The sequence below is a fragment of the Actinoallomurus acanthiterrae genome (assembly GCF_054775715.1).
Genome location: NZ_BAAHCO010000001.1, coordinates 4,633,304 through 4,652,741, shown reverse-complemented (window position 1 = coordinate 4,652,741; position 19,438 = coordinate 4,633,304). Strand labels below are relative to the sequence as shown.

19 protein-coding genes are annotated in these 19,438 nt (G+C 70.8%); 11 read left to right on the top strand and 8 right to left on the bottom strand.

The window, feature by feature from the left end:
- Nucleotides 1–17: 17 nt before the first annotated feature.
- Nucleotides 18–1,709, top strand: coding sequence for a DUF4082 domain-containing protein (locus tag ACYVF7_RS22395; protein ID WP_460343857.1), 1,692 nt, complete (start codon nt 18–20; stop codon nt 1,707–1,709).
- A gap of 8 nt (nt 1,710–1,717) precedes the next feature.
- Here ACYVF7_RS22395 and ACYVF7_RS22390 read toward each other — a convergent pair whose 3' ends face one another.
- From ACYVF7_RS22390 to ACYVF7_RS22380, 3 genes are read right to left on the bottom strand one after another with little or no spacing between them, the layout of a single operon-like run.
- The gene (locus tag ACYVF7_RS22390; RefSeq protein WP_460343854.1) at nt 1,718–2,377 is read right to left on the bottom strand and encodes a response regulator; all 660 of its coding nucleotides are present in this window, start codon (nt 2,375–2,377) and stop codon (nt 1,718–1,720) included.
- A complete protein-coding gene (locus ACYVF7_RS22385; RefSeq protein WP_460358052.1) occupies nt 2,374–2,886 on the bottom strand; it encodes a sensor histidine kinase in 513 nt (170 codons plus the stop codon). Before ACYVF7_RS22385 ends, ACYVF7_RS22390 begins: the two co-directional genes overlap by 4 nt.
- A 1-nt stretch (nt 2,887) precedes the next feature.
- Nucleotides 2,888–3,967, bottom strand: coding sequence for a Spo0B domain-containing protein (locus ACYVF7_RS22380; RefSeq protein WP_460343851.1), 1,080 nt, complete (start codon nt 3,965–3,967; stop codon nt 2,888–2,890).
- Between the two features lie 155 nt (nt 3,968–4,122).
- On the opposite strand from ACYVF7_RS22380, the gene ACYVF7_RS22375 reads away from it, so the two are divergent.
- The 3 genes from ACYVF7_RS22375 to ACYVF7_RS22365 all read left to right on the top strand — a co-directional run bounded on the left by ACYVF7_RS22375 (nt 4,123) and on the right by ACYVF7_RS22365 (nt 6,924).
- Complete coding sequence (locus ACYVF7_RS22375; RefSeq protein ID WP_460343848.1) at nt 4,123–4,968, top strand: ABC transporter ATP-binding protein; 846 nt, start codon at nt 4,123–4,125, stop codon at nt 4,966–4,968.
- Entirely contained in the window at nt 4,958–5,806 is an 849-nt protein-coding gene (locus tag ACYVF7_RS22370; RefSeq protein ID WP_460343845.1) for an ABC transporter permease, read from the top strand. The genes ACYVF7_RS22375 and ACYVF7_RS22370 overlap by 11 nt, the downstream gene beginning before the upstream one ends.
- A 62-nt stretch (nt 5,807–5,868) precedes the next feature.
- On the top strand, nt 5,869–6,924 hold the full coding sequence (locus ACYVF7_RS22365) for an ABC transporter substrate-binding protein (protein ID WP_460343842.1): 1,056 nt from the start codon (nt 5,869–5,871) through the stop codon (nt 6,922–6,924).
- Between the two features lie 51 nt (nt 6,925–6,975).
- Here the strand turns inward: ACYVF7_RS22365 and ACYVF7_RS22360 are convergent, their stop codons facing one another.
- The gene (locus ACYVF7_RS22360) at nt 6,976–8,397 is read right to left on the bottom strand and encodes an NAD-dependent succinate-semialdehyde dehydrogenase (protein WP_460343839.1); all 1,422 of its coding nucleotides are present in this window, start codon (nt 8,395–8,397) and stop codon (nt 6,976–6,978) included.
- A gap of 232 nt (nt 8,398–8,629) precedes the next feature.
- Here ACYVF7_RS22360 and ACYVF7_RS22355 point away from each other — a divergent pair, with 232 nt between their 5' ends.
- From ACYVF7_RS22355 to ACYVF7_RS22345, 3 genes are all read left to right on the top strand, one after another.
- Nucleotides 8,630–9,529 carry a CDP-alcohol phosphatidyltransferase family protein gene (locus tag ACYVF7_RS22355; RefSeq protein ID WP_460343836.1) on the top strand — a complete coding sequence of 300 codons (900 nt, stop codon included), beginning with the start codon at nt 8,630–8,632 and terminating at the stop codon, nt 9,527–9,529.
- A 170-nt stretch (nt 9,530–9,699) separates the two neighbouring features.
- Entirely contained in the window at nt 9,700–10,428 is a 729-nt protein-coding gene (locus tag ACYVF7_RS22350) for a hypothetical protein (RefSeq protein WP_460343833.1), read from the top strand.
- Nucleotides 10,425–11,339, top strand: coding sequence for a hypothetical protein (locus ACYVF7_RS22345; protein ID WP_460343830.1), 915 nt, complete (start codon nt 10,425–10,427; stop codon nt 11,337–11,339). The genes ACYVF7_RS22350 and ACYVF7_RS22345 overlap by 4 nt, the downstream gene beginning before the upstream one ends.
- Nucleotides 11,340–11,426: 87 nt before the next feature.
- Here the strand turns inward: ACYVF7_RS22345 and ACYVF7_RS22340 are convergent, their stop codons facing one another.
- Both ACYVF7_RS22340 and ACYVF7_RS22335 read right to left on the bottom strand, forming a co-directional pair.
- Nucleotides 11,427–12,497 (bottom strand): alpha/beta hydrolase, encoded by a 1,071-nt coding sequence (locus ACYVF7_RS22340; protein WP_460343827.1) that lies wholly within the window; start codon nt 12,495–12,497, stop codon nt 11,427–11,429.
- Between the two features lie 282 nt (nt 12,498–12,779).
- Nucleotides 12,780–14,246 carry an alpha/beta hydrolase gene (locus tag ACYVF7_RS22335; protein WP_460343824.1) on the bottom strand — a complete coding sequence of 489 codons (1,467 nt, stop codon included), beginning with the start codon at nt 14,244–14,246 and terminating at the stop codon, nt 12,780–12,782.
- Between the two features lie 378 nt (nt 14,247–14,624).
- Here ACYVF7_RS22335 and ACYVF7_RS22330 point away from each other — a divergent pair, with 378 nt between their 5' ends.
- The 4 genes from ACYVF7_RS22330 to ACYVF7_RS22315 all read left to right on the top strand — a co-directional run bounded on the left by ACYVF7_RS22330 (nt 14,625) and on the right by ACYVF7_RS22315 (nt 18,533).
- Complete coding sequence (locus ACYVF7_RS22330; RefSeq protein ID WP_460343820.1) at nt 14,625–15,425, top strand: hypothetical protein; 801 nt, start codon at nt 14,625–14,627, stop codon at nt 15,423–15,425.
- 69 nt (nt 15,426–15,494) lie between these two features.
- Nucleotides 15,495–16,904 (top strand): aldehyde dehydrogenase family protein, encoded by a 1,410-nt coding sequence (locus ACYVF7_RS22325; protein ID WP_460343817.1) that lies wholly within the window; start codon nt 15,495–15,497, stop codon nt 16,902–16,904.
- 98 nt (nt 16,905–17,002) lie between these two features.
- A complete protein-coding gene (locus ACYVF7_RS22320) occupies nt 17,003–17,719 on the top strand; it encodes a LysE family translocator (RefSeq protein ID WP_460343814.1) in 717 nt (238 codons plus the stop codon).
- A gap of 412 nt (nt 17,720–18,131) precedes the next feature.
- Entirely contained in the window at nt 18,132–18,533 is a 402-nt protein-coding gene (locus ACYVF7_RS22315) for a nitroreductase family deazaflavin-dependent oxidoreductase (protein WP_460343811.1), read from the top strand.
- Nucleotides 18,534–18,535: 2 nt separating this feature from the next.
- On the opposite strand, the gene ACYVF7_RS22310 is transcribed toward ACYVF7_RS22315, so the two are convergent.
- Complete coding sequence (locus ACYVF7_RS22310; protein WP_460343808.1) at nt 18,536–18,973, bottom strand: HNH endonuclease; 438 nt, start codon at nt 18,971–18,973, stop codon at nt 18,536–18,538.
- A gap of 67 nt (nt 18,974–19,040) precedes the next feature.
- On the bottom strand, nt 19,041–19,226 hold the full coding sequence (locus ACYVF7_RS22305) for a hypothetical protein (RefSeq protein WP_460343805.1): 186 nt from the start codon (nt 19,224–19,226) through the stop codon (nt 19,041–19,043).
- Between the last annotated feature and the right edge of the window lie 212 nt (nt 19,227–19,438).

Below are 19,438 nucleotides of genomic sequence, written 5' to 3'. Positions count from 1 at the left end.
TTGAGGAGTTGTGTCACATGTCGATGTTCCGTCGCAACGCATCCAATGACGCGGTCGGTTCGACCGCGCCGGAGCGCGGGGTGAATGCTCAGCAGCGTCCAGGAACTCCGGAGCCGGCAGCGAACCGCAGCAGCGTACGCCCCTGGAGGAAGCGCGCGGCCGTGAACGATGCAGAACGCCCGCGTAGCTCACGAAGCATCGCTCGTTCCTGGCTGTCCGCCGCGCTGACAGCCCTGCTTCTGATGGGTGCCATCGTCATGACACCAGGAAGTGCTCAAGCACAGTCGGTGAGTATCGGTAATGCAGCACCGTTCGCGGTCCTGGCCGGATCAAACGTCACCAACACCAACCTCACCCGGGTCATCGGAGACCTCGGGACGAGTCCCGGCTCCAGCGTCACCGGCTTCCCGCCCGGCACCATCAACGGAACCATCCACGCCGGCGACTCCACCGCGGCCAACGCCAAAGCCGACGTCGTCACCGCCTACAACAACCTCACCGCGATGACACCGAACGCCACCTTGCCCGCAGAACTGGGCAACACCACCAGAACCCCCGGCGTCTACGACTCCACCACCGGCGACTTCCAGATCAACGGAACCCTCACCCTGGACGCCCAAGCCAACCCCGACGCCATCTTCGTCTTCAAAGCCACCACCCTCACCACCGCCATGTCCAGCACCATCACCCTCACCGGAGGCGCCCAGGCCAACAACCTCTACTGGGCCATCAGCGACTCCGCCACCCTCAACACCTTCACCACCTTCCGCGGCAACCTCATCGCCAACAACGCCATCAACGTCAACAGCCGAGCCAACCCCATCGGCCACCTGTTCACCCTCAACAACGCCATCACCATCACTGGCGCCACCAGCCAACCCCCCACCCTCATCCAACTCCCCGACGACCGCCCCACCACCACCACACTCACCTCCAACAACAACCCCGCCAGAACCGGAGAACCGGTCACCCTCACCGCGACCGTCCAGCAAAACAGCGGAACCCTCACCCCCCAAGGAAACGTCGCCTTCAAAGACGGCAACACCGTCATCGGCACCGCCTTCTTCCGCAGCACCACCCAACCCGCCACCCTCACCACCAGCACCCTGACCGCCGGCCAACACAACCTCACCGCCGTCTACCTCGGCGGAACCACCTTCGACGGAGAACAACCCATCCACTGGGCCCCCAGCACCTCACCCACCCTCAACGAAACCGTGTCCACCAGTTTGTGGACGAGTACCGATGTTCCGAGTGTCGCGGCTCACAACGACGCATTGGCGGTCACGCTGGGCGTCAAGTTCACGGCGTCGACGAGTGGGACCGTGACGGGTATCCGGTTCTACAAGGGTTCGCTGAACACGGGCACTCACGTGGGAAGTTTGTGGAGTGCGAGCGGGACGCTGCTGGCGAATGCGACCTTCACCGGCGAGTCGGCATCGGGCTGGCAGCAAGTGAACTTCACGGCACCGGTGGCGGTGACGGCGAACACTACGTATATCGCTTCTTATTTCACATCCTCGGGTTTTTATTCTGTGACGCGGCCGTATTTCACCAGTGCGTACACCAACGGTCCTTTGACCGCGCCGGCCAGCGCCGATTCTGGCGGGAACGGCGTGTACGCCTACGGTGCCACGAACGCGTTCCCCACGGGGACCTACCAGCTCACCAACTACTGGGTCGACGTGGTGTTCGTACCATCGAGCTAGGCGCGCGGTCAGCGGGTGCGCCAGTCGTACTGGTGCTCGGGGCGGCCCGTGGTGCCGTACCGCAGGGTGACGTGCACCCGTCCCGCCTGGGCGAGCGAGGCGAGGTACCGCTGGGCGGTCGCCCGGGAGATGCCGACCTCGTCGGAGATCTCGGCGGCCGACCTCGGCTCCCCGGCCCGTTGCAGGGCGTCGGCGACCAGCCGGGCGGTGACCGACGACTGTCCCTTGGCGGGCCGCGGCTCGGCGCGCGGTACGGCGTGCAGGGCGCGGATCGCGCGGTCCACGTCGGTCTGGGTGAGCTCCTCGGTCGTCGTGAGGTGTTCGCGATAGCGGGCGTAGGCCTGCAGCCGGTGGCGCAGCTCCTGGGCGGTGAACGGCTTGATCAGGTAGTGCAGCGCTCCCCGGGAGAACGCGGTGCGGACCGACTCGGGGTCGGTCGCGGCGGTGGCCATGATGACGTCGGCGTCCAGTTCGGGCAGCAGCGCGAGCCCGGACTCGTCCGGCAGGTAGACGTCGAGCAGCACCAGGTCGACCCCTGCCGCGCCGGCCCGGGCCTCGGCGGCGGTGCGCGCCCGCCCGGCCACGCGGAACCCAGGGACCAGCTCGACGAATCCGGCGTGGATCTGCGCCACCCGGAAGTCGTCGTCGACCACCAGCACATCGATCACTGCAGCACCTCCGGGAGGCTCGCGACGAACACGGCGCCGGCGCCGTCGGGGCCGGGGTCGGCGATGGTGACGTCGCCCCCGCGCCCCCGCGCGGCCTGGCGGGCGAGGGCCAGGCCCATGCCGCGCGGCCGGCCGGGCTCGGGCTCGCGGGTGGACACACCGTCGCGGAAGACGGCCTCTCTGAGCTCCTTGGGCACGCCCTCCCCCGAGTCCGTGACGGTGACGTGCAGGTCGGGCCCGTCGCCGAGCAGCTCGACCTCCACTCGCCCCGGGCGGTCGCCGAGCCGTGCCGCCTCGATGGCGTTCTCGACCAGATTGCCGAGGACGGTGGTCACGTCGAGCGGGTCGACGACCCGCCCCGGCACCCAGCTCGTCTCGGCGATCTCCAGGGAGACGCCCTTCTCGGCCGCGACGGCCGCCTTGGCGGCGAGGAACGCCTGGAGGTACGGATCGGGGACGGAGTCCGGAGGCGCCTCCCGCGTGTCCGGAACCTCGGCGAGCGTCCGGATGTCAGCCGGCCGCCTCCTCGTAGTGGCCGAGTTGGAGCAGGCCGGACAGGGTGTGCATGCGGTTGGCGTACTCGTGCCGTTGCGCGCGCAGCGCGTCGAACAGGGCGCGCACCGCGTCGAGCTCCCGGGCCAGGGACTCGACGTCCGTACGGTCCCGCAGCGTGAGCACCGTGCCGAGCAGGCGCCCGTCGTGCCGGACCTCCCGCCGGTTGACGACGAGGACGCGCTCACCGGCGAGGACGAAGAGGTTGCGGGCGTCCTCCTCGCCGTCGAGCACCGACCTGAGCCGTCCGCGTACGGGCAGTTCGGCGACGGGTTCGCCGCGGTCGGGGGTGACGCCGAGCAGGCGGGCCGCCTCGGCGTTGCAGGCCGTCACCCGGTTCGCGGCGTCGACCGCGAGCACGCCCTCGTTGATGCCGTGCAGCACCGCCGCGCGCTCCTGGACCATCTCGGCCAGCTCGTACGGTTCGAGGCCGAGCGTCTGGCGTTTGAGCCGCCGCCCGATCGCGACCGACGCGACCACGCCGAGCGCGACGGCGGCCGCGGCGACCAGGGCGGCGACCTCCATCGTGCGGTGCACCCGCCGGTCGATCTCGTCCGCGTCGAACCCGACGCTGACCTCACCGACCAGGGCTCCGGTGTGGTCGCGCAGCGGGACCTTCCCGCGGGCGGACAACCCGAGAGTGCCGCGCTCGATGACCTTCACCTCCCGGCCGGACAGCGCGGCCGAGGGGTCCGTGCTGACCCGTTTGCCGATCTGCGAGCGGGTGGGGTGGGCGAGGCGGATGCCGTTCCGGTCGGTCACCACGACGAACAGCGCGCCGGTGGCGAGCCGCACGCGTTCGGCCCGATCCTCGACGACGCCGTTCGGGTCGCTTCCGGTCGCGGCGGTGTCGCCGATCACCGGATCGGCGGCCACCGACCGCGCGAGCGTGAGCGCCCGCGAGGCGTACTGGTTGCGCAGCTCGTCCCGCTGCATCCACGCGGCCAGTCCGTACCCGACCAGCGCGACGAGCACGACCACGCTGATCTGCAAAATCAGCACCTGGTGCGCGAAGCGGATCCGGATCCGGGGCGACATGACGTGCACGGTAGCCGAAACCGCTCCGGTGCCTCGCTCCCGCGTGAGCAGAACGCGCAGAACGCCGCTAAGGCCGATAAGCTCCGGAAACACGGCTTGCGATTACATCGCGGGCAAGGCTTAACGGCGCGGAAACGCACTCGTAACCTCCGTGCATGCCAACGCAAGCAGAGCCTGACGGCCCCGCGATCGAGCTCCGCGACGCGACCAAGCGTTTCCGCTCATCGTCGGGTGGCGTGCACACCGCCGTCCGCAACCTCGACCTGACCGTACGCGCCGGTGAGTTCGTCGCCGTGGTCGGCCCCACCGGATGCGGCAAGTCCACCACCCTGTCCCTCGTCTCCGGTCTCGAGCCCCCCTCGGCGGGCGAGGTCCTGGTGCACGGCAGCCCCGTCGCCGGCATCCCCGACGGGGTCGGGTACATGTTCCAGAACGACGCCGTGCTGCCCTGGCGCACCGTGCTCGACAACGTCGCCACCGGCCCCCGGTACCGCGGCGCCGGCAAGCAGAGCGCCCGGGAGCAGGCCCGCGACTGGGTGCGCCGGGTCGGCCTGGGCGGGTTCGAGTCCTACTACCCGCACCAGCTGTCCGGCGGCATGCGCAAGCGCGTCGCCCTCGCCCAGACGCTCGTCAACGAGCCCTCGATCCTGCTGATGGACGAGCCGTTCTCCGCGCTCGACGTGCAGACCCGCGGCCTGATGCAGGACGAGCTGCTGCGCCTGTGGACCGGTGACGAGGCCACCGGGCAGGGCGGCGGCGCCGCCGTCGTGTTCGTCACGCACGACCTGGAAGAGGCGATCGTGCTCGCGGACCGGGTCGCCGTCATGACCGCGAGCCCCGCCACCGTCAAGGCCTCTTTCGAGGTGCCGCTGAAGCGCCCGCGCGACGCCGAGGAGATCCGGCTCACCCCCGAGTTCCTCGAGATCTACCGCGAGGTGTGGGAGTCGCTCCGCGAAGAGGTCCAGATCACCCGCGAGAGGGGTACCGGCAATGCTGCTTGAGCTGGACGACCAGGCGACGGCCGTCGCTCAGGCCCGTGCCGCGGGCCGCCGCCGGTCCTACACCGTCAACGCCGTGCGGATCCTGCTCGTCGTCGCCGTTCTCGGCTCGTGGGAGCTGGCCGCGACGTACTGGATCGACCCCTTCTACTACTCGAAGCCGAGCGCGATCTGGAACCGCCTCGTCGACTGGTTCACCACCGGCACCTCGCAGGGCTCGATCTGGACGCAGATCGCCTACACCCTGGAAGAGGCCGTGATCGGGTTCGCGCTCGGCAGCGTCGGCGGCGTGATCCTCGGCATCATCCTGGGCCGCAGCCGGTTCCTGTCCGACGTGTGCGCGCCGTTCATCAAGGCCGCCAACGCCATCCCCCGGATCATCCTGGCGTCGCTGTTCGTCATCTGGTTCGGCCTGGGCATGTCCTCGAAGGTCGCCACCGCGTTCATCCTGGTGTTCTTCGCGGTCTTCTTCAACGCCTTCCAGGGCGCCCGCGAGGTCGACCGCAACCTGGTGAACAACGCGCGGATCCTGGGCGCGAGCCGTACCGCCGTCCTGCGGACGATCGTCGTGCCCAGCGCCACCTCCTGGATCCTCGCCTCGCTCCACTCGGCGTTCGGGTTCGCCATCATCGGCGCGATCGTCGGCGAGTACAGCGGCGCGGACAAGGGCCTCGGCCTGCTCATCAACCACGCCCAGGGCACGTTCGACTCGGCCGGCATCTACGCCGGAATGATCATCATCACGGTGATCGCACTGCTCGCCGAGTGGCTCCTCACCCTCCTCGAACGCCGCCTGCTGCGCTGGCGCCCGCCGTCCACCGGCCACGACGCGCAGATCTGAACCACCCCGCCTTCCCGGCCCGCCCCGGATCGGCGTCTTCACGTACCCCTAGGAGAGCTCACATGCGCACCACCACCCGTATCGCCGCGGCGGCGCTCGCCGCCACGACCGCCCTGTCCCTGGCCGCCTGCCGCGACTCGCGCACCTCCTCCTCCGGAGGCGGCGGGGGCAAGCAGGACGGCACCGTCAAGATCATGGTCGGCGGCATCGACAAGGTGATCTACCTGCCCGCCAAGCTCACCGAGCAGCTCGGCTACTTCAAGGAGCAGGGCCTGAACGTCCAGCTGCTGACCGAGCCCGCGGGCGCCCAGGCGGAGAACGTCATGATCTCGGGCGACGTCCAGGGCGTCGTCGGCTTCTACGACCACTCGATCGACCTGCAGACCAAGGGCAAGTGCGTCGAGAGCGTCGTCCAGCTCGCCGACGTGCCGGGCGAGGTCGAGGTCGTCGCCGCGAACAAGGCCGGGCAGATCAAGTCCCCGGCGGACTTCAAGGGCAAGAAGCTCGGCGTCACCAGCCCCGGCTCCTCGACCGACTTCCTCACGCAGTACCTGGCCACCAAGAACGGCGTGCCGACCTCCGGGTACACCACCGTGAAGGCGGGCGCGGGCCAGACCTTCATCGCCACGCTGAAGAACGGCGGCATCGACGCGGGTATGACGACCGACCCGACCGTCGCCAAGCTCACCAGCACCGGCCAGGGCAAGGTCCTGGTCGACATGCGGAACGAGGCGGGCACCAAGGCGGCGCTCGGCGGCCTGTACCCGTCCAGCTCCCTCTACATGAACTGCGACTACGTCAAGAACAACGCGGCGACCGTGCAGAAGCTGGCCAACGCGTTCGTCAAGACGCTCGGCTGGATCAAGGCGCACAAGCCGGCGGAGATCGCCGCGAAGATGCCGGCGGACTACGCCGGCGGCGACCCGAAGCTGTACGAGAAGGCGATCACCGACAGCATCGGGATGTTCACCCCGGACGGCGTCATGGCCGCCGACGGCGCGAAGAACGTGCTGAACGTCCTCGCGCAGTTCTCGCCGAACGTCAAGGGCAAGAAGAACGACATCGACCTGTCCAAGACCTACACGACCGAGTACGTGTCCAAGGCGCCCAAGCAGTGACGACCGCCCGTACGGCCCCGGAACCGCGTTCCGGGGCCGTACGGCTTTTCGTCACAGGTCGACGGCGAGGTACTTCAGCTCGACGTAGTCGTCGATGCCCTCGAAACCGCCCTCGCGGCCGATGCCGGACTCCTTCACCCCGCCGAACGGCGCCGCCGGGTTGGACACGAGCCCACGGTTGATCCCGACCATGCCGCTCTCCAGGGCCTCCCCGACCCGCAGCGCCCGCTTCAGGTCCCGCGTGTAGGCGTAGGCGACCAGGCCCGCCTCGGTGTCGTTCGCCGCGGCGATCATGGACTCTTCGTCCGGGAAGGCGGCGATCGGCGCGACCGGGGCGAAGATCTCCTCCCGCATCACGCGGGCGTCCGCCGGCACGTCGCTCAGCACGGTCGGCGGGTAGAACCAGCCCGCCCCCTCCGGCACCTTCCCGCCCGTACGGAGGGTCGCCCCGCGCTCGAGGGCGTCGGACACGAGGCCGGCGACGCGGTCCCGCGCCCGTTCGTCGACCAGCGGGCCGACCTGGGTGTCGGGATCGAGCCCAGGGCCGAGCCGTAGCGCGCTGAGCCGCTCGGCGAGCCCGGCCGCGAACTCCTCGGCCACCGCCTCATGGACGATGAACCGGTTGGCGGCCACGCACGACTCGCCGGTGTTGCGCATCTTGGCCAGCACCGCGCCGTCGAGCGCGGCGTCCAGGTCGGCGTCGTCGAAGACGAGGAAGGGCGCGTTGCCGCCCAGCTCCATCGTCGTCCTGATCACCTTGCTCGCCGCCTGCTCCATCAGCTTCCGGCCGACCGGCGTCGAGCCGGTGAACGAGAGCACGCGCAGCCGGCCGTCCGAGATGAGCGCGTCGGTCACCTCGGGGGCGTGGTTCGTCGGCAGCACGCTCAGGACGCCGTCGGGCACGCCGGCGTCGGTCAGCAGCCGGCCGAGGGCCAGCGCGGACAGGGGCGTCGCCTCCGCCGGCTTGATGATCATCGTGCAGCCCGCGGCGATGGCCGCGCCGACCTTCCGGGTGACCATGGACAGCGGGAAGTTCCACGGGGTGACGAGGTAGGCCGGCCCGATCGGCTGCCGAGTGGTGACGATGCGATAGTCGCCGCCCGGGGCGATCCGGTACTCGCCGGCGACGCGCACCGCCTCCTCGGAGAACCACCGCAGGAACTCCGCCGCGTAGACGACCTCACCCTTGGACTCGGCGAGGGGCCGCCCCATCTCCAGCGTCGTGATCCGCGCGAGCTCGTCGGCGCGCTCGTGCATCAGCTCGTACGCCCGGCGGAGGATGTCCGACCGCTCCCGGGGAGCCGTCGCGGCCCAGGACGCCTGAGCGGCCGCCGCGGCGTCGAGCGCGCGTACGGCGGCGTCCGCGTCGGCGTCCGCCACCGACGCGAAGACCTCGCCGGTGGACGGGTCGGTCACGTCGAAGGTCGCCTTCGCGGTCTCCCACACTCCGCCGATGTACAGCCTGTTCTCCATGCTGATCGCCTCCCACTGCGCACGTTACCCGCCCCTGCGCACGCGACCTCTCGCAGGTGGGCCCGGCGAGGCTCGTCCCGTTACGGGGTTCGAAGGTGACCGGAAGGCCAAGTTTTCGTAAACCTGCCGTAAACCTCGCAACCACAGGGAGCGTCTCACCCAATACCGATCAGAACACGACGGCTCGGGGATTTCGGGCCGTTCCTTACTGTGACCAAGGGGACCAAATCGCATGAAGTTCACGCTGGAAGAGGTGAAGTCCCGGACTTTCAAGGCCCGGGATGCCTGGTGGACCGTGTTCCTCGTGGACCCCCTGGCCGGCCCCCTCGTCGTCGGAACCGCGAACAGGACCAAGATCACGCCGAACCAGATCACCTGGGGCGCGCTCTTCCTCGGCCTCGGCTCGGCGGGCTGCTTCCTGATGGCGGACTGGAAGTGGCTGGTACTGGGCGCCCTGCTCTACCACCTGAGCTTCGTGCTGGACTGCATGGACGGTAAGATCGCCCGGCTCAAGGGCAACGGCACCGTCCTCGGCGGCTGGCTCGACTACGTCTTCGACCGCGTCCGCGTGCTGACCTGCACCCTCGCCTTGATGTGGGGGCAGTACCGCGCGACCGACAAGGAGCTCTACCTTCTCCTCGGCGTCGCGGTCGTCTTCCTCGACATGCTCCGCTACGTCGACGCCCTCCAGGTGGCGAAGGTCCGCCGCCAGATGCGGAGCGAGCTCACCAAGGCGATCGAGGAGACCGCCTCCCCGGCGCCGGTCTTCGCCGAGGACCTCCTGCGTGAGGACCCCGAACTCGACCCGGACGAGATCAAGGCGCGCACCGTCGAGGTCATCGACCTGCAGCAGGAGTTCCGCTCCCGCTTCGCGTGGTACATCCGCGTCCGCGACTGGCTGCGCGACCACCGCGTCCGTACGCACCTGATCAGCGGCATCGAGTTCCAGATGGCGGTCTTCATCGTCGGGCCGCTGGTGAACCAGATCGTCCCGGTCACCATCGGCGCGGCCGCCCTCCTGCTCGTCTTCGAGTTCGCGATCATGTACAAGCTCTGGCTGTCCTCCCGGGACTTCACCCGCGCCCTCGCGGAGATCCGGGACACGGAGTCGCAGCCCGCGCCGGCCGTCTGACCGCCTGGCCGACCTTTCGCCCGGTGGTGCCGGAGCGAACACCACGAAAGCCCGGCCCTGGCCGCCTCTCCCGGCGGCCGGGTCCGGGCTTTCGCCGTTAATCCCAAGGAGTTTTGACCTGCTTTATACGGGCACGTGGCGTCTATCGCAGCCCACCACCGGAGGCAATCATGTCGACCGCCGCAGTGGCCGTCATCGTGATCGTCGCGGTTCTGGTCATCGCGGCCCTGGGTCTCCTCGCCTCGCGGCAGCAGCAGCGACGCCGCCTGCGCGAGAGATTCGGGCCGGAATACGACCGTGCCGTCGAGCGTCATAGCAGCACCCGCGAGGCCGAGCAGGAGCTCCGCGCCCGCGAGCAGCGTCACCGCGAGCTCCAGATCCACCCCCTCGACCCGGCCGTACGCGACCGGTACCACACCGACTGGCAGCGGGTGCAGGAGCGCTTCGTGGACTCCCCCCAGAGTGCCGTCGCCGACGCCGACAACCTTCTCATCCGCGTCATGAAGGACCGCGGCTACCCGACCGAGGACTACGAGCAGCAGGTCGCGGACCTGTCCGTCGAGCACGGCGGCACGATCGGCCGGTACCGGACGGCGCATGAGATCCGGGGCCGCGCCGACGCCGGTCAGGCGACCACCGAGGATCTGCGCCAGGCCATGGTCCACTACCGCGCCCTGTTCGCGGATCTGCTCGGCGACGGCGAGAGCCATGTCGGCCGAGCGTCCGCCGAGGACGGCCGGGTGCCCGCGTCCGGCGACGCGCGGCACGACCGCGGGGACCCCGAAGACCGCGATGACCCCGCCCGTACGGCGGCCGAGGAGCGGCGTGTGTCGACGCCGGCTGACGGCCACGCGGCGTCCCGGCGTGACACCGAGGTCACGGAGGGACGGACACGATGAGCGAACGCCAGGATCGCCCCGAGGGGCGCCACGCTCTCCCCGGCGACCGCCCCGTGGCCGGGATGCCCTCCGACGACGCCGTCGAGGGCCGCGTCGTCGGCTCCTCCGGAGAACGGACCGGCCGGCCCGACGACGCCACGGCAGGATCGGCGGCGGGGGCCACCGTCCCACGGCAGCCCGGCCCGGTGACGGACACCAGCGGTCCGCTGCCCGGCCGCACCGGCGGAACCGACCGCGAGCGCGACGAGCGCACCCGGTCGGAGGGCTCACGCGGCGTACGGCCGGACGCGCCCGGCACGGCGGACACGGACCGCTCCGCCGGGACGGGATCGGACGGGATGATCGAGCCGGGCAGTGCGGCCGATCCGCTGGGCGAGCGTACGGCCGGTCCCACGGCCACCGTCCGGTCGTACGCTCACGGGGGACGGTCCGCACCGACGATGGCTCCGGACACGGGTGCCTCCCCTGACCGCGACGAAGGCGGATCTCCGGGCGGCCGGTCCGGGGCGAGCGTGACCCGCACGGACCTGCCCGGCGCGGGCGGTCCGGGCGAGGCCCGCACGGCCGGGCCTGGCATGGAAGGTCCGAACGCGACCCGCACTGACGGGCCAGGCATGGGCGGTCCGGGCGAGGCCCGGGCGGCCGGCGAGCGGCTGCTCGGCCGAGGCGACGCGGACCGGTTCGACAGCCGCTGGCACGAGGTCAAGGCCGGCTTCGTCGACGATCCCCGCGACTCGGTACGGCAGGCCAGCTCCCTGTGCGAAGAGGCCGTGCGCGCGCTGACCGCCGCCCTCGACGAGCAGCGCCGGAGCCTCGAACGGCGATGGAACGGCGACGACGCCGACACCGAACGCCTGCGCGTCGCGCTGCGGGCCTACGGAGATCTCCTGCAGCGTCTCGTCAAACTCTGAGACCGGGACCGTACGGCGGCGGGCGTCTCTGATGCCCGCCGCCTCGTCATCCCCCCAGGACGCGGAGCGCCCCGGGCGCGCGCTCGATCAGGACGGGCGCGGCGCGGAAAGGCGGCTGCTCAGCCAGGCGTACGCCTTCGGCAGCATCGAGTTCCAGACCGAGGCGTTGTGGCCGCCCTTGGGCAGGACGTACAGGAAGGCCGTCGTCGGCGGGCGGATGAGCGGCATGATCTGGTCGATCGCCTCGTCGGAATGGCGGTCCTGCCGGGTGCCCGCCAGCAGGAGGCTGATCGGCGGGCGGTGTGTGCGGAGCAGGTCGAGCACGGAGTTCTGCGCGTTCAGGGCGTGGTCGTGCTGGACCGCCGGCGTCTGGGGAACGGCGTCCCCCTGCATGGTGACGGCCGCGCCGAACAGGTCGGGCAGGCGGACCGCCATCTTCGCCGCGCAGTAACCGCCGGTGGAGAACCCCATGAGACCCCAGGCGCCGCGGTCCGGCTGGGCGCGGAACGCCTTCGTGACCGCCTGGCGAACGTCGTCGGTGAGCCAGGTCTCGACGCGCGGCCCTTTGGGGAAGTCGACGCACTCGGTGTCGCGGCCATGGATGACCGTCGTCACCGGCGCGACGAGGATGAACGGATGGGCGCGTCCCGCCGCCACCTCCTGCTTGAGGGCGCTCGCGCCGTGGACGGCGTGGAACCAGGTCGAGGGGGTGCCGGGATAACCGGGCAGAAGCTCCACCACGGGGTAGGTCTGGTGGGCGTTCGCGGGCGAGTTGTAGCCCGGCGGCACCCAGACCAGGATGCGGGAGCGGAGATGGGAGCGTTCGCCGGTCACCGTCGCCATGTAGACGTCCGGATCGAGCTTGGGAGTGCGCTCGAAGCGCACCGCGCCGCTGCCGATCGCGCCGGGGCCGAGCGCCTCGATCGGCGTGTCCCCGCCCTTGCCGCCGCCGAACAGGTCGCTCCAGGAGGCGTAGAACTCGAAGTAATGGTTGACGCTGACGCCGCCGACGAGCAGTGCGAACGTCTGGCACATGACGATCATGAAGAGCCGGGCGACGACGGCGAGGCGTCCCTTCACACGGTTCCACAGGTACAGACAGGCCACCGGCCCCCCGATGGCGAGCAGGACGGCCGCGACGATAAGCGGCCAGCCCATTAGTCCCATGTAGTCCCCCGAAGAACCCGTCCAACTGAGCAGGCCGAGGTTAAGTCGCACATCAGAGCATCGGCTCCTGCTTCATCCCGATTTCGGGCGCTGTTCACGACAAGATCTGCTTCATCAACCTTGCCCTAAGCTTCATAAACCTTTCACTAACCTTTTTCAGGCGTCACGACCTCTCTCGGCCGCGTCCGGCGTTCCACGTTCACCATCCTCGCCGAGGGGTGCCGAAGGGACCGGTCGAACGAACGATCCGGCCCCTTACGGCGTCGCGGACGGTCAGCCGCCGAGGAACGCGATCACCGCGTCCCGTCCGGCGTGCCCGCGCTCACGGTTCTGGATCGAGTGCGAGGCGCCCTTGACGACGACGACCCTGCCGTTCGGCGCGTGCGTCGCCTCCTCGTACGCCCACTCCAGCGGGGTGGACAGGTCGTGGTCGCCGTTCACCAGCAGCACCGGCACGTCGGGCAGCCGGGCCGGCGGCTCCGCGGCCGGGCGCGACCGCCAGCGCAGGCACTCCTGGGTGAAGCCGCTCCCGGCCGAGGTCGCCCGCGTGTACGGCCAGACGCTCCGCGGGTCGGTGTGCCGCAGGAACCGGTCGAGCGCGGTCTGCCGGGTGGCCAGGGACGCGTCGGACCGGCCCCACGGGAAGACACTGTCGGAGCAGAACGTGTCGATGTGCAGCCCCGAACTGTACGAGGCCACCGGGTCCCCGCCGGGCGCCATGTCGGTGATGATCGTGTCGAGCCGGGCCGGGTCGCCCTGCCGGGCCGCCCGCAGCGCGCCGACCAGGTCGCCGTGGCCCGCGGGCAGGCCCGGTGGGTTCGGGTCGCGGTAGGTCGGGTCCAGGAACTCGTACGACACGATGGCGTCGAAGATCTTCACGCCGTCCGCGGCCGTGCGGTGCCGGACCACCCACGCCAGGTCCTCGGCCGGGTCCGACGGGCAGGCGGGCGCGGTCGCGCAGGCGTCGCGCAGCACGCGCGCCTGCGCGTGCAGACCCACTAAGTACAGACCGTCGTCGGCCTGCGGGTCGACGTGCGGCAGGACCGAGTCGAGGACGACCTTGCCGACGTGCGACGGGTGGACTGCGGCGTAGCGCGCGGCGGTGAACGACCCGTACGAGACTCCGTCGACGACCATCTTGCCGACACCGAGCGCCCGCCGCAGCGCCTCATAGTCCGCGACGGTCTGCTCGGTGCTGTAGAGGCCACGCCGGTCACCGAGGATGTCGGAGCACTCCTTGATCGCGGCGGGCGTGGGCGCCGCGATGTCGGAGCTGCCGACCTGGGCCTGGAGCTGCGGGCAGTTGATCGCGCCGAACTCCCCCGTGCCCCGCTGGTCCAGCATGACGAACCGGTAGTCCTTGGCGAGCTCGGGCAGGCGTTGCGTGGCGATCCGCGTGATGAACGGCACGCCGGGCTGGCCGGGGCCGCCGGTGAGGAACAGGAGGACGCCCTTGGGCGCCGTGGCGTTGTCGGCGGTGGCGACCTGAAGGTCGAGCGTGCCGGGCACCCTGCCGCGATGGTCGAGCGGCACCCGGAGGGTGGAACACGTGAATCCGGGCTGGTCCTTGCACGGGTGCGGATCGGTGAGCCTCGGCCGGGCGGCCACGGCCGAGGCGGTCGCCGCCCCGGCGGGAGGTGCGGCGGCGGAGGAGGGCGGGGGCGTGCCGGCGGCGGCCGGGCCGCCGAGGGCGGCCACGGCGGCGGCGCCGACCGCGGTGGCGAGTAGTCGTGATCGCATGAGCGGATTCTGACGATCCGGAGCGCCGAGGAACATCCTCCACGCGCCGGTTGACGCTTCTCTGACCTCTCGTGGCCACCGGGTGCGCCGCGCCGCCGTCCCAGACGTCTCCACCGCGGTCCACCCGGGAGGTCGGTCGGGGCCGGTTGGTCGGGAGAAGTCGCTCCGACACGCTCCGCGGCCGGTCCATCGCGATCCTCTCATGGGACGGGCACCGCGGCCGGTCCGCCGCCGTCCGACCGCCGCGGCCGGTCGCCATCGCCCGTGTCAACCGACCATCGTGACCGCGCCATGACTGGCCCAAGTCGCGCGCGGCCACGGGCGGGCCCCGGAGCGTACGGCTAGCGTCTGACGCCGATCACCATCAGGGGGGACGTCATGCGATCTTTCGCGATCACCGCACTCTTCGGAACCGGCCTGCTCTGCCTCGCGCCGCAGGCCCAGGCCGCGTCTCACGCCCGGCCGGGGGATCCGCAGCCGCAACCGGCCCGGAACGTCGCCGACGTACGGCCGGGCGAACCGCCGATCCGGTCGACCGCCCAGAACGCCGTGAACTCTCGGCCCGCCGAAGCGCAGCCGATCCGGTCGACCGCCCAGAACGCCGTCAACTCGCGGGCGGTGGACTCGCAGACCGGCAAACCGGCCGTGCGGAACATCGTCCACGTCCAGGCCGAGGACCCGCAGGCCGGCCAGCCCGCCGCTCAGCACCTCGTCCACGTCCGGCCGGTGCACGCGCAGCCCGCCCGTCCTCAGAACCCCGTCCACGGCCGGCCGGGCGACCCGCAGCCGCAGCCGCAGCCGTCGGAACGCCCGTCGTACGCGATGCACATGACGGGTCAGGCCGAGCACTGGGAGGTCTCGCCGGGTCAGCTGGAGACCGTGCGCTGGACCCTCACCAACACCGGCAACCGGCCGCTGGACCACGTGATGCTGGTCGCCTCGATACCGGACGGGTGGGGTGTCCGCGAGGGACGGGGCTGCGCGCGTCACAGCGAGTACATCGGGTGCGACCTCGGGTCGCTGGCGCCGGGACGGAGCGCCGCCATCCTCGTGCCGTTGGTCGCGCAGGGCCGGCCGGGGCCCGTGCGGCTGGCCGCCTGGTCGCGGGCGACGGCGGGCTCGCTGACCATTCCGGGGCCGACGACGTCGTTCCGCGTCGAGGTCGTCGGGCGCAGGTAGGTTCTGGCCAAGACGGACCTCCTGGGGCCAGACTGAACGCTGTTCGGTTTGGCGTTCCCAGGAGGTACCGTGCCCGACTTCACGATGACCATCGGCGGCGCGGCCGTGGAGACCACGGCCGCGTTCGACGTGATCGATCCGGCGACCGGATCGCCGCACGCCGCCGCGCCGGACTGCTCGCGGGCCCAGCTCGACGCGGCGTTCGACGCGGCGGCGTCGGCGTACCCGGCGTGGCGGTCCGATGAGGCCGCCCGGCGCACGGCGCTGAAGGCCGCGGCCGACGTCCTGATGGCCGCGTCCGGCGGCGACCTCGCCGCGACCCTGACGGCCGAACAGGGCAAGCCCCTCCAGGACGCCCGGATCGAGCTCATGGGCGCCGCCGTCTGGCTCCAGTACTTCGCCGACCTGGAGATCCCGCGCGAGGTCATCCAGGATGACCACCGGGCCAAGGTGGAGGTCGTACGCCGCCCGCTCGGCGTCGTCGCGGCGATCACCCCCTGGAACTTCCCGCTCGTCCTCGCCGCCTGGAAGATCGCCCCGGCGCTCCTGGCCGGGAACACGCTCGTCCTCAAGCCGTCCCCGTACACGCCGCTGGCCACGCTCAAGGTCGGCGAGCTGCTCCGCGACGTCCTGCCGCCGGGCGTGCTGAACGTCGTCAGCGGCGGCGACGACCTCGGCGCGTGGATGACCTCCCACCCCGTACCGCGCAAGATCAGCTTCACCGGGTCGATCGAGACGGGCAAGAAGGTCGCCGCCGCGGCGGCCCCCGATCTCAAGCGGACCACCCTCGAACTCGGCGGCAACGACCCGGCCATCGTGCTGGACGACGCCGACCCCGCGACGGTCGCCGAGAAGGTCTTCGACCAGGCCTTCGCCAACAACGGCCAGGTCTGCTCGGCCATCAAGCGGGTGTACGTCCCGGACCGGCTGTACGACGACGTCGTCGAGGCGCTCGCCGCCAAGGCGCGGTCGGTCAAGGTCGGCAACGGCCTCGAGGAGGGCGTGCAGTACGGCCCGATCAACAACCGGCCGCAGTACGAGCGGGTCCGCGCGCTGGTCGCCGACGCGCTCGCCCAGGGGGCGAAGGCCGCCGCCGGCGGCGGCCCGATCGACGGCCCCGGCTACTTCTTCGCGCCGACGATCCTGACGGACGTCGCCGAGGGCGTCCGGATCGTCGACGAGGAGCAGTTCGGACCGGCGCTCCCCGTGCTCCGCTACACCGACGTCGACGACGCGGTCGCCCGCGCGAACGCCACGAACTTCGGCCTGTCCGGCTCCGTCTGGGGGACAGACGCCGACCGCGCCGCCGAGGTCGCCGAGCGACTGGAGTGCGGCACCGCGTGGGTGAACACCCACCTCGCGCTCGCGCCGCACCAGCCGTTCGGCGGGTTCAAGTGGAGCGGCATCGGGGTCGAGAACGGCACCTGGGGCCTCACCGGCTTCACCGAGATCCAGGTCGTGCACCGCTCCAAGCGCTGACGCTTCCCGGTGGCCGGGTCATGCGGTGTTCGTCACCTTCACCACGAAGATGGGGAAAGTGCCGAACTGAGCATGACCCGGCCACCTACGATGAGCCAGTGCCCGAACTGTTGTTCCCCTTCCTGGGGGTCGTCGCGCTCCTCACCGTTACTCCCGGCCCGGACATGCTCCTGGTCGTCCGCAACGGCCTGAGCGCCGGCAGTCGCGCGGCCTGGCTGACCGGCCTCGGCTGCTGCCTGGGCATCTCGATCCACGCCACGGCCGCGGTGCTCGGCCTGTCGGCGATCCTCGCGGCGTCCGCGACCGCGTACACGGTGGTGAAGCTGGCCGGCGCGGCGTACCTCGCGTACCTGGGCATCCGCATGCTCATCTCGGCCCTCATGTCCGTCGACGGCGAAGAGGACGCCGACGCCGGATCCGGGACACCGTCGATTCCGGTGGCCACGGCCGTGACGCGCGGCGACGGGGAGGGCCCGGCCGCGCCGACGGTCGACACGAGGGTCGTGTCACACACCGGCGCGGCGGTGTTCCGGCAGGGACTGATCACCAACCTGCTCAACCCGAAGATCGCGCTGCTGTTCATCACCCTGCTGCCGCAGTTCGTGGCGCACGACGAGCCGCGCCTGCGCACGACCGTCGTCCTCGCGGCCATCTTCCTCTGCGTCGCGGTGGTGTGGTGGCGGACCTTCTCGCTCGCGATCGGACCGATCTCACGGGTGCTGCGCGGCGGCCGGGCCCGCCGCCTCCTCGACGGCCTCGCCGGATCGGCGCTGCTCGCCATCAGCGCCGTGGTCGCCCTCGACGGCGACCGCTAGTTCTAAAACTGCTGGACGTCGTCGACACCGAGAACGGCTGAGCCCCGAGGACGGCCATTGATCGATCCGAGCGACGCGCCCGCGGTCAATCGGTCACCGGAGGACGCTGACGCGGGTTGCAATTTACTGTCAGGACGAACGCCCTTTCCGGCCGGTTCCGTGGGCGCTACGTTCACTCTGCCCTCGGTCGCACGGCCGGTGTCCTTCCAGTGATCCCCTTGCGATCCGGCTTCGTGGCCGCGGCGCGCCGGGGAGGGACGGCGAGGCACTGCGTCGCCGTCCCTCCCGACGGCGCGGCAGGATGTGTCTCATCGACGGCCCGCCCGCACGCCCCCGTACGCCCGGCCCGGAATATCCGCGCCGGTGAGTCGTTCTGCTCGAAGAGGCACACGATCTGAAGGTGTGATTCAAGATGCTCTTCGGCGAAGAACACGTCCGGCGCTACGTCGAGACCGACGGCGCGGAGGGTCATGACTGGCAGGGCACCGTGACCCTGCTGCTGACCACCACCGGCCGCAAGACCGGCAAGCAGCACACCACGCCGCTGATCTACCAGAAGAACGGCGACGACTACCTCGTCGTCGCGTCGAAGGGTGGGGCGGACGAGCCGCCGCTGTGGTTCCTCAACCTCGAGGCCCATCCGGAGGTGGGCGTGCAGGTGCACGGTGACAAGTTCACCGCGCGCGCCCGCACGGCCACCCCGGAGGAGAAGCCGGACCTGTGGCGGCGGATGGCCGCCACCTGGCCCGCCTATGACGACTATCAGAAGAAGACCTCACGGGAGATCCCCGTGGTCGTCCTCGAACGCGTCTGAGGTCACGGCACCAGTTCGTTCCAGTGCGGGATACGCGGCTCGACCAGCAGCCGCATCCCCGCCTCGTCGGGCGTGCGGTCCCGTTTGCGGTTGTTGCAGGGACCGCACGCCAGGACGGTGTTCTCCCACGTCGACCCGCCGCCGCGGGACTGCGGCAGGATGTGGTCGACCGTGTTCCCCCGCCCACCGCAGTAGGCGCACAGCCCGCGGTCGCGGCGCCGGAGCCCCCGTTTGCCCCACGCCGGAAGGTGCCCGTGACGCCACCGCATGGCGACGTAACGGACCAACCGCAGCACCCGCGGTAACGGGAAGTGCCCGATCCGCCGGCCTTCAACGGCCTCCTCCACCACCGCGACGCCGCGCACGAGCATCCGGACCGCGTGCCGCACGTCGACGTTCTGGAGGGGCTCGTAGGACGCGTTCAGAACGAGTACGCTCACCGAAATCCCCTTTCGAACAAAAAGGCCGCTCCCGGAATCCGGAGGCGGCCGAAGGCTAACCAGGGCGTCATTCGCCCTGGCGGCGGTCTCCGTCCGCTATTCGATCGCGCCCCCGGTGTTCGGCCGGACCGTACTCCACCGGGTCACCGCAGGCCTGCACCTGGGTGGACACACGTGAGCGCCACTCCGGCGGCGTGAGCGCGGCCGGCGCGTCGCTCGGCGTCTCGCCCGCCGGCTCGATCGGGTCTAGCACCGTCTCCTCCTTTCTTCCCCGAAATCGGGAATAGGATGAATCAACCGTCGCACCGTAGGCAACGCTTTTTTCGGAATATCCCACGGGACGCGGCCCGCGACAATGGCCGGCGCCGGGCATCGGCGGCCGGAGCCCCCTAACGCCGGCCAGAGCCCCCTGACCCCGATCGGCGGCCGGAGCCCCTGACGCCGGCCGCGGCGCCCGATGCCAGG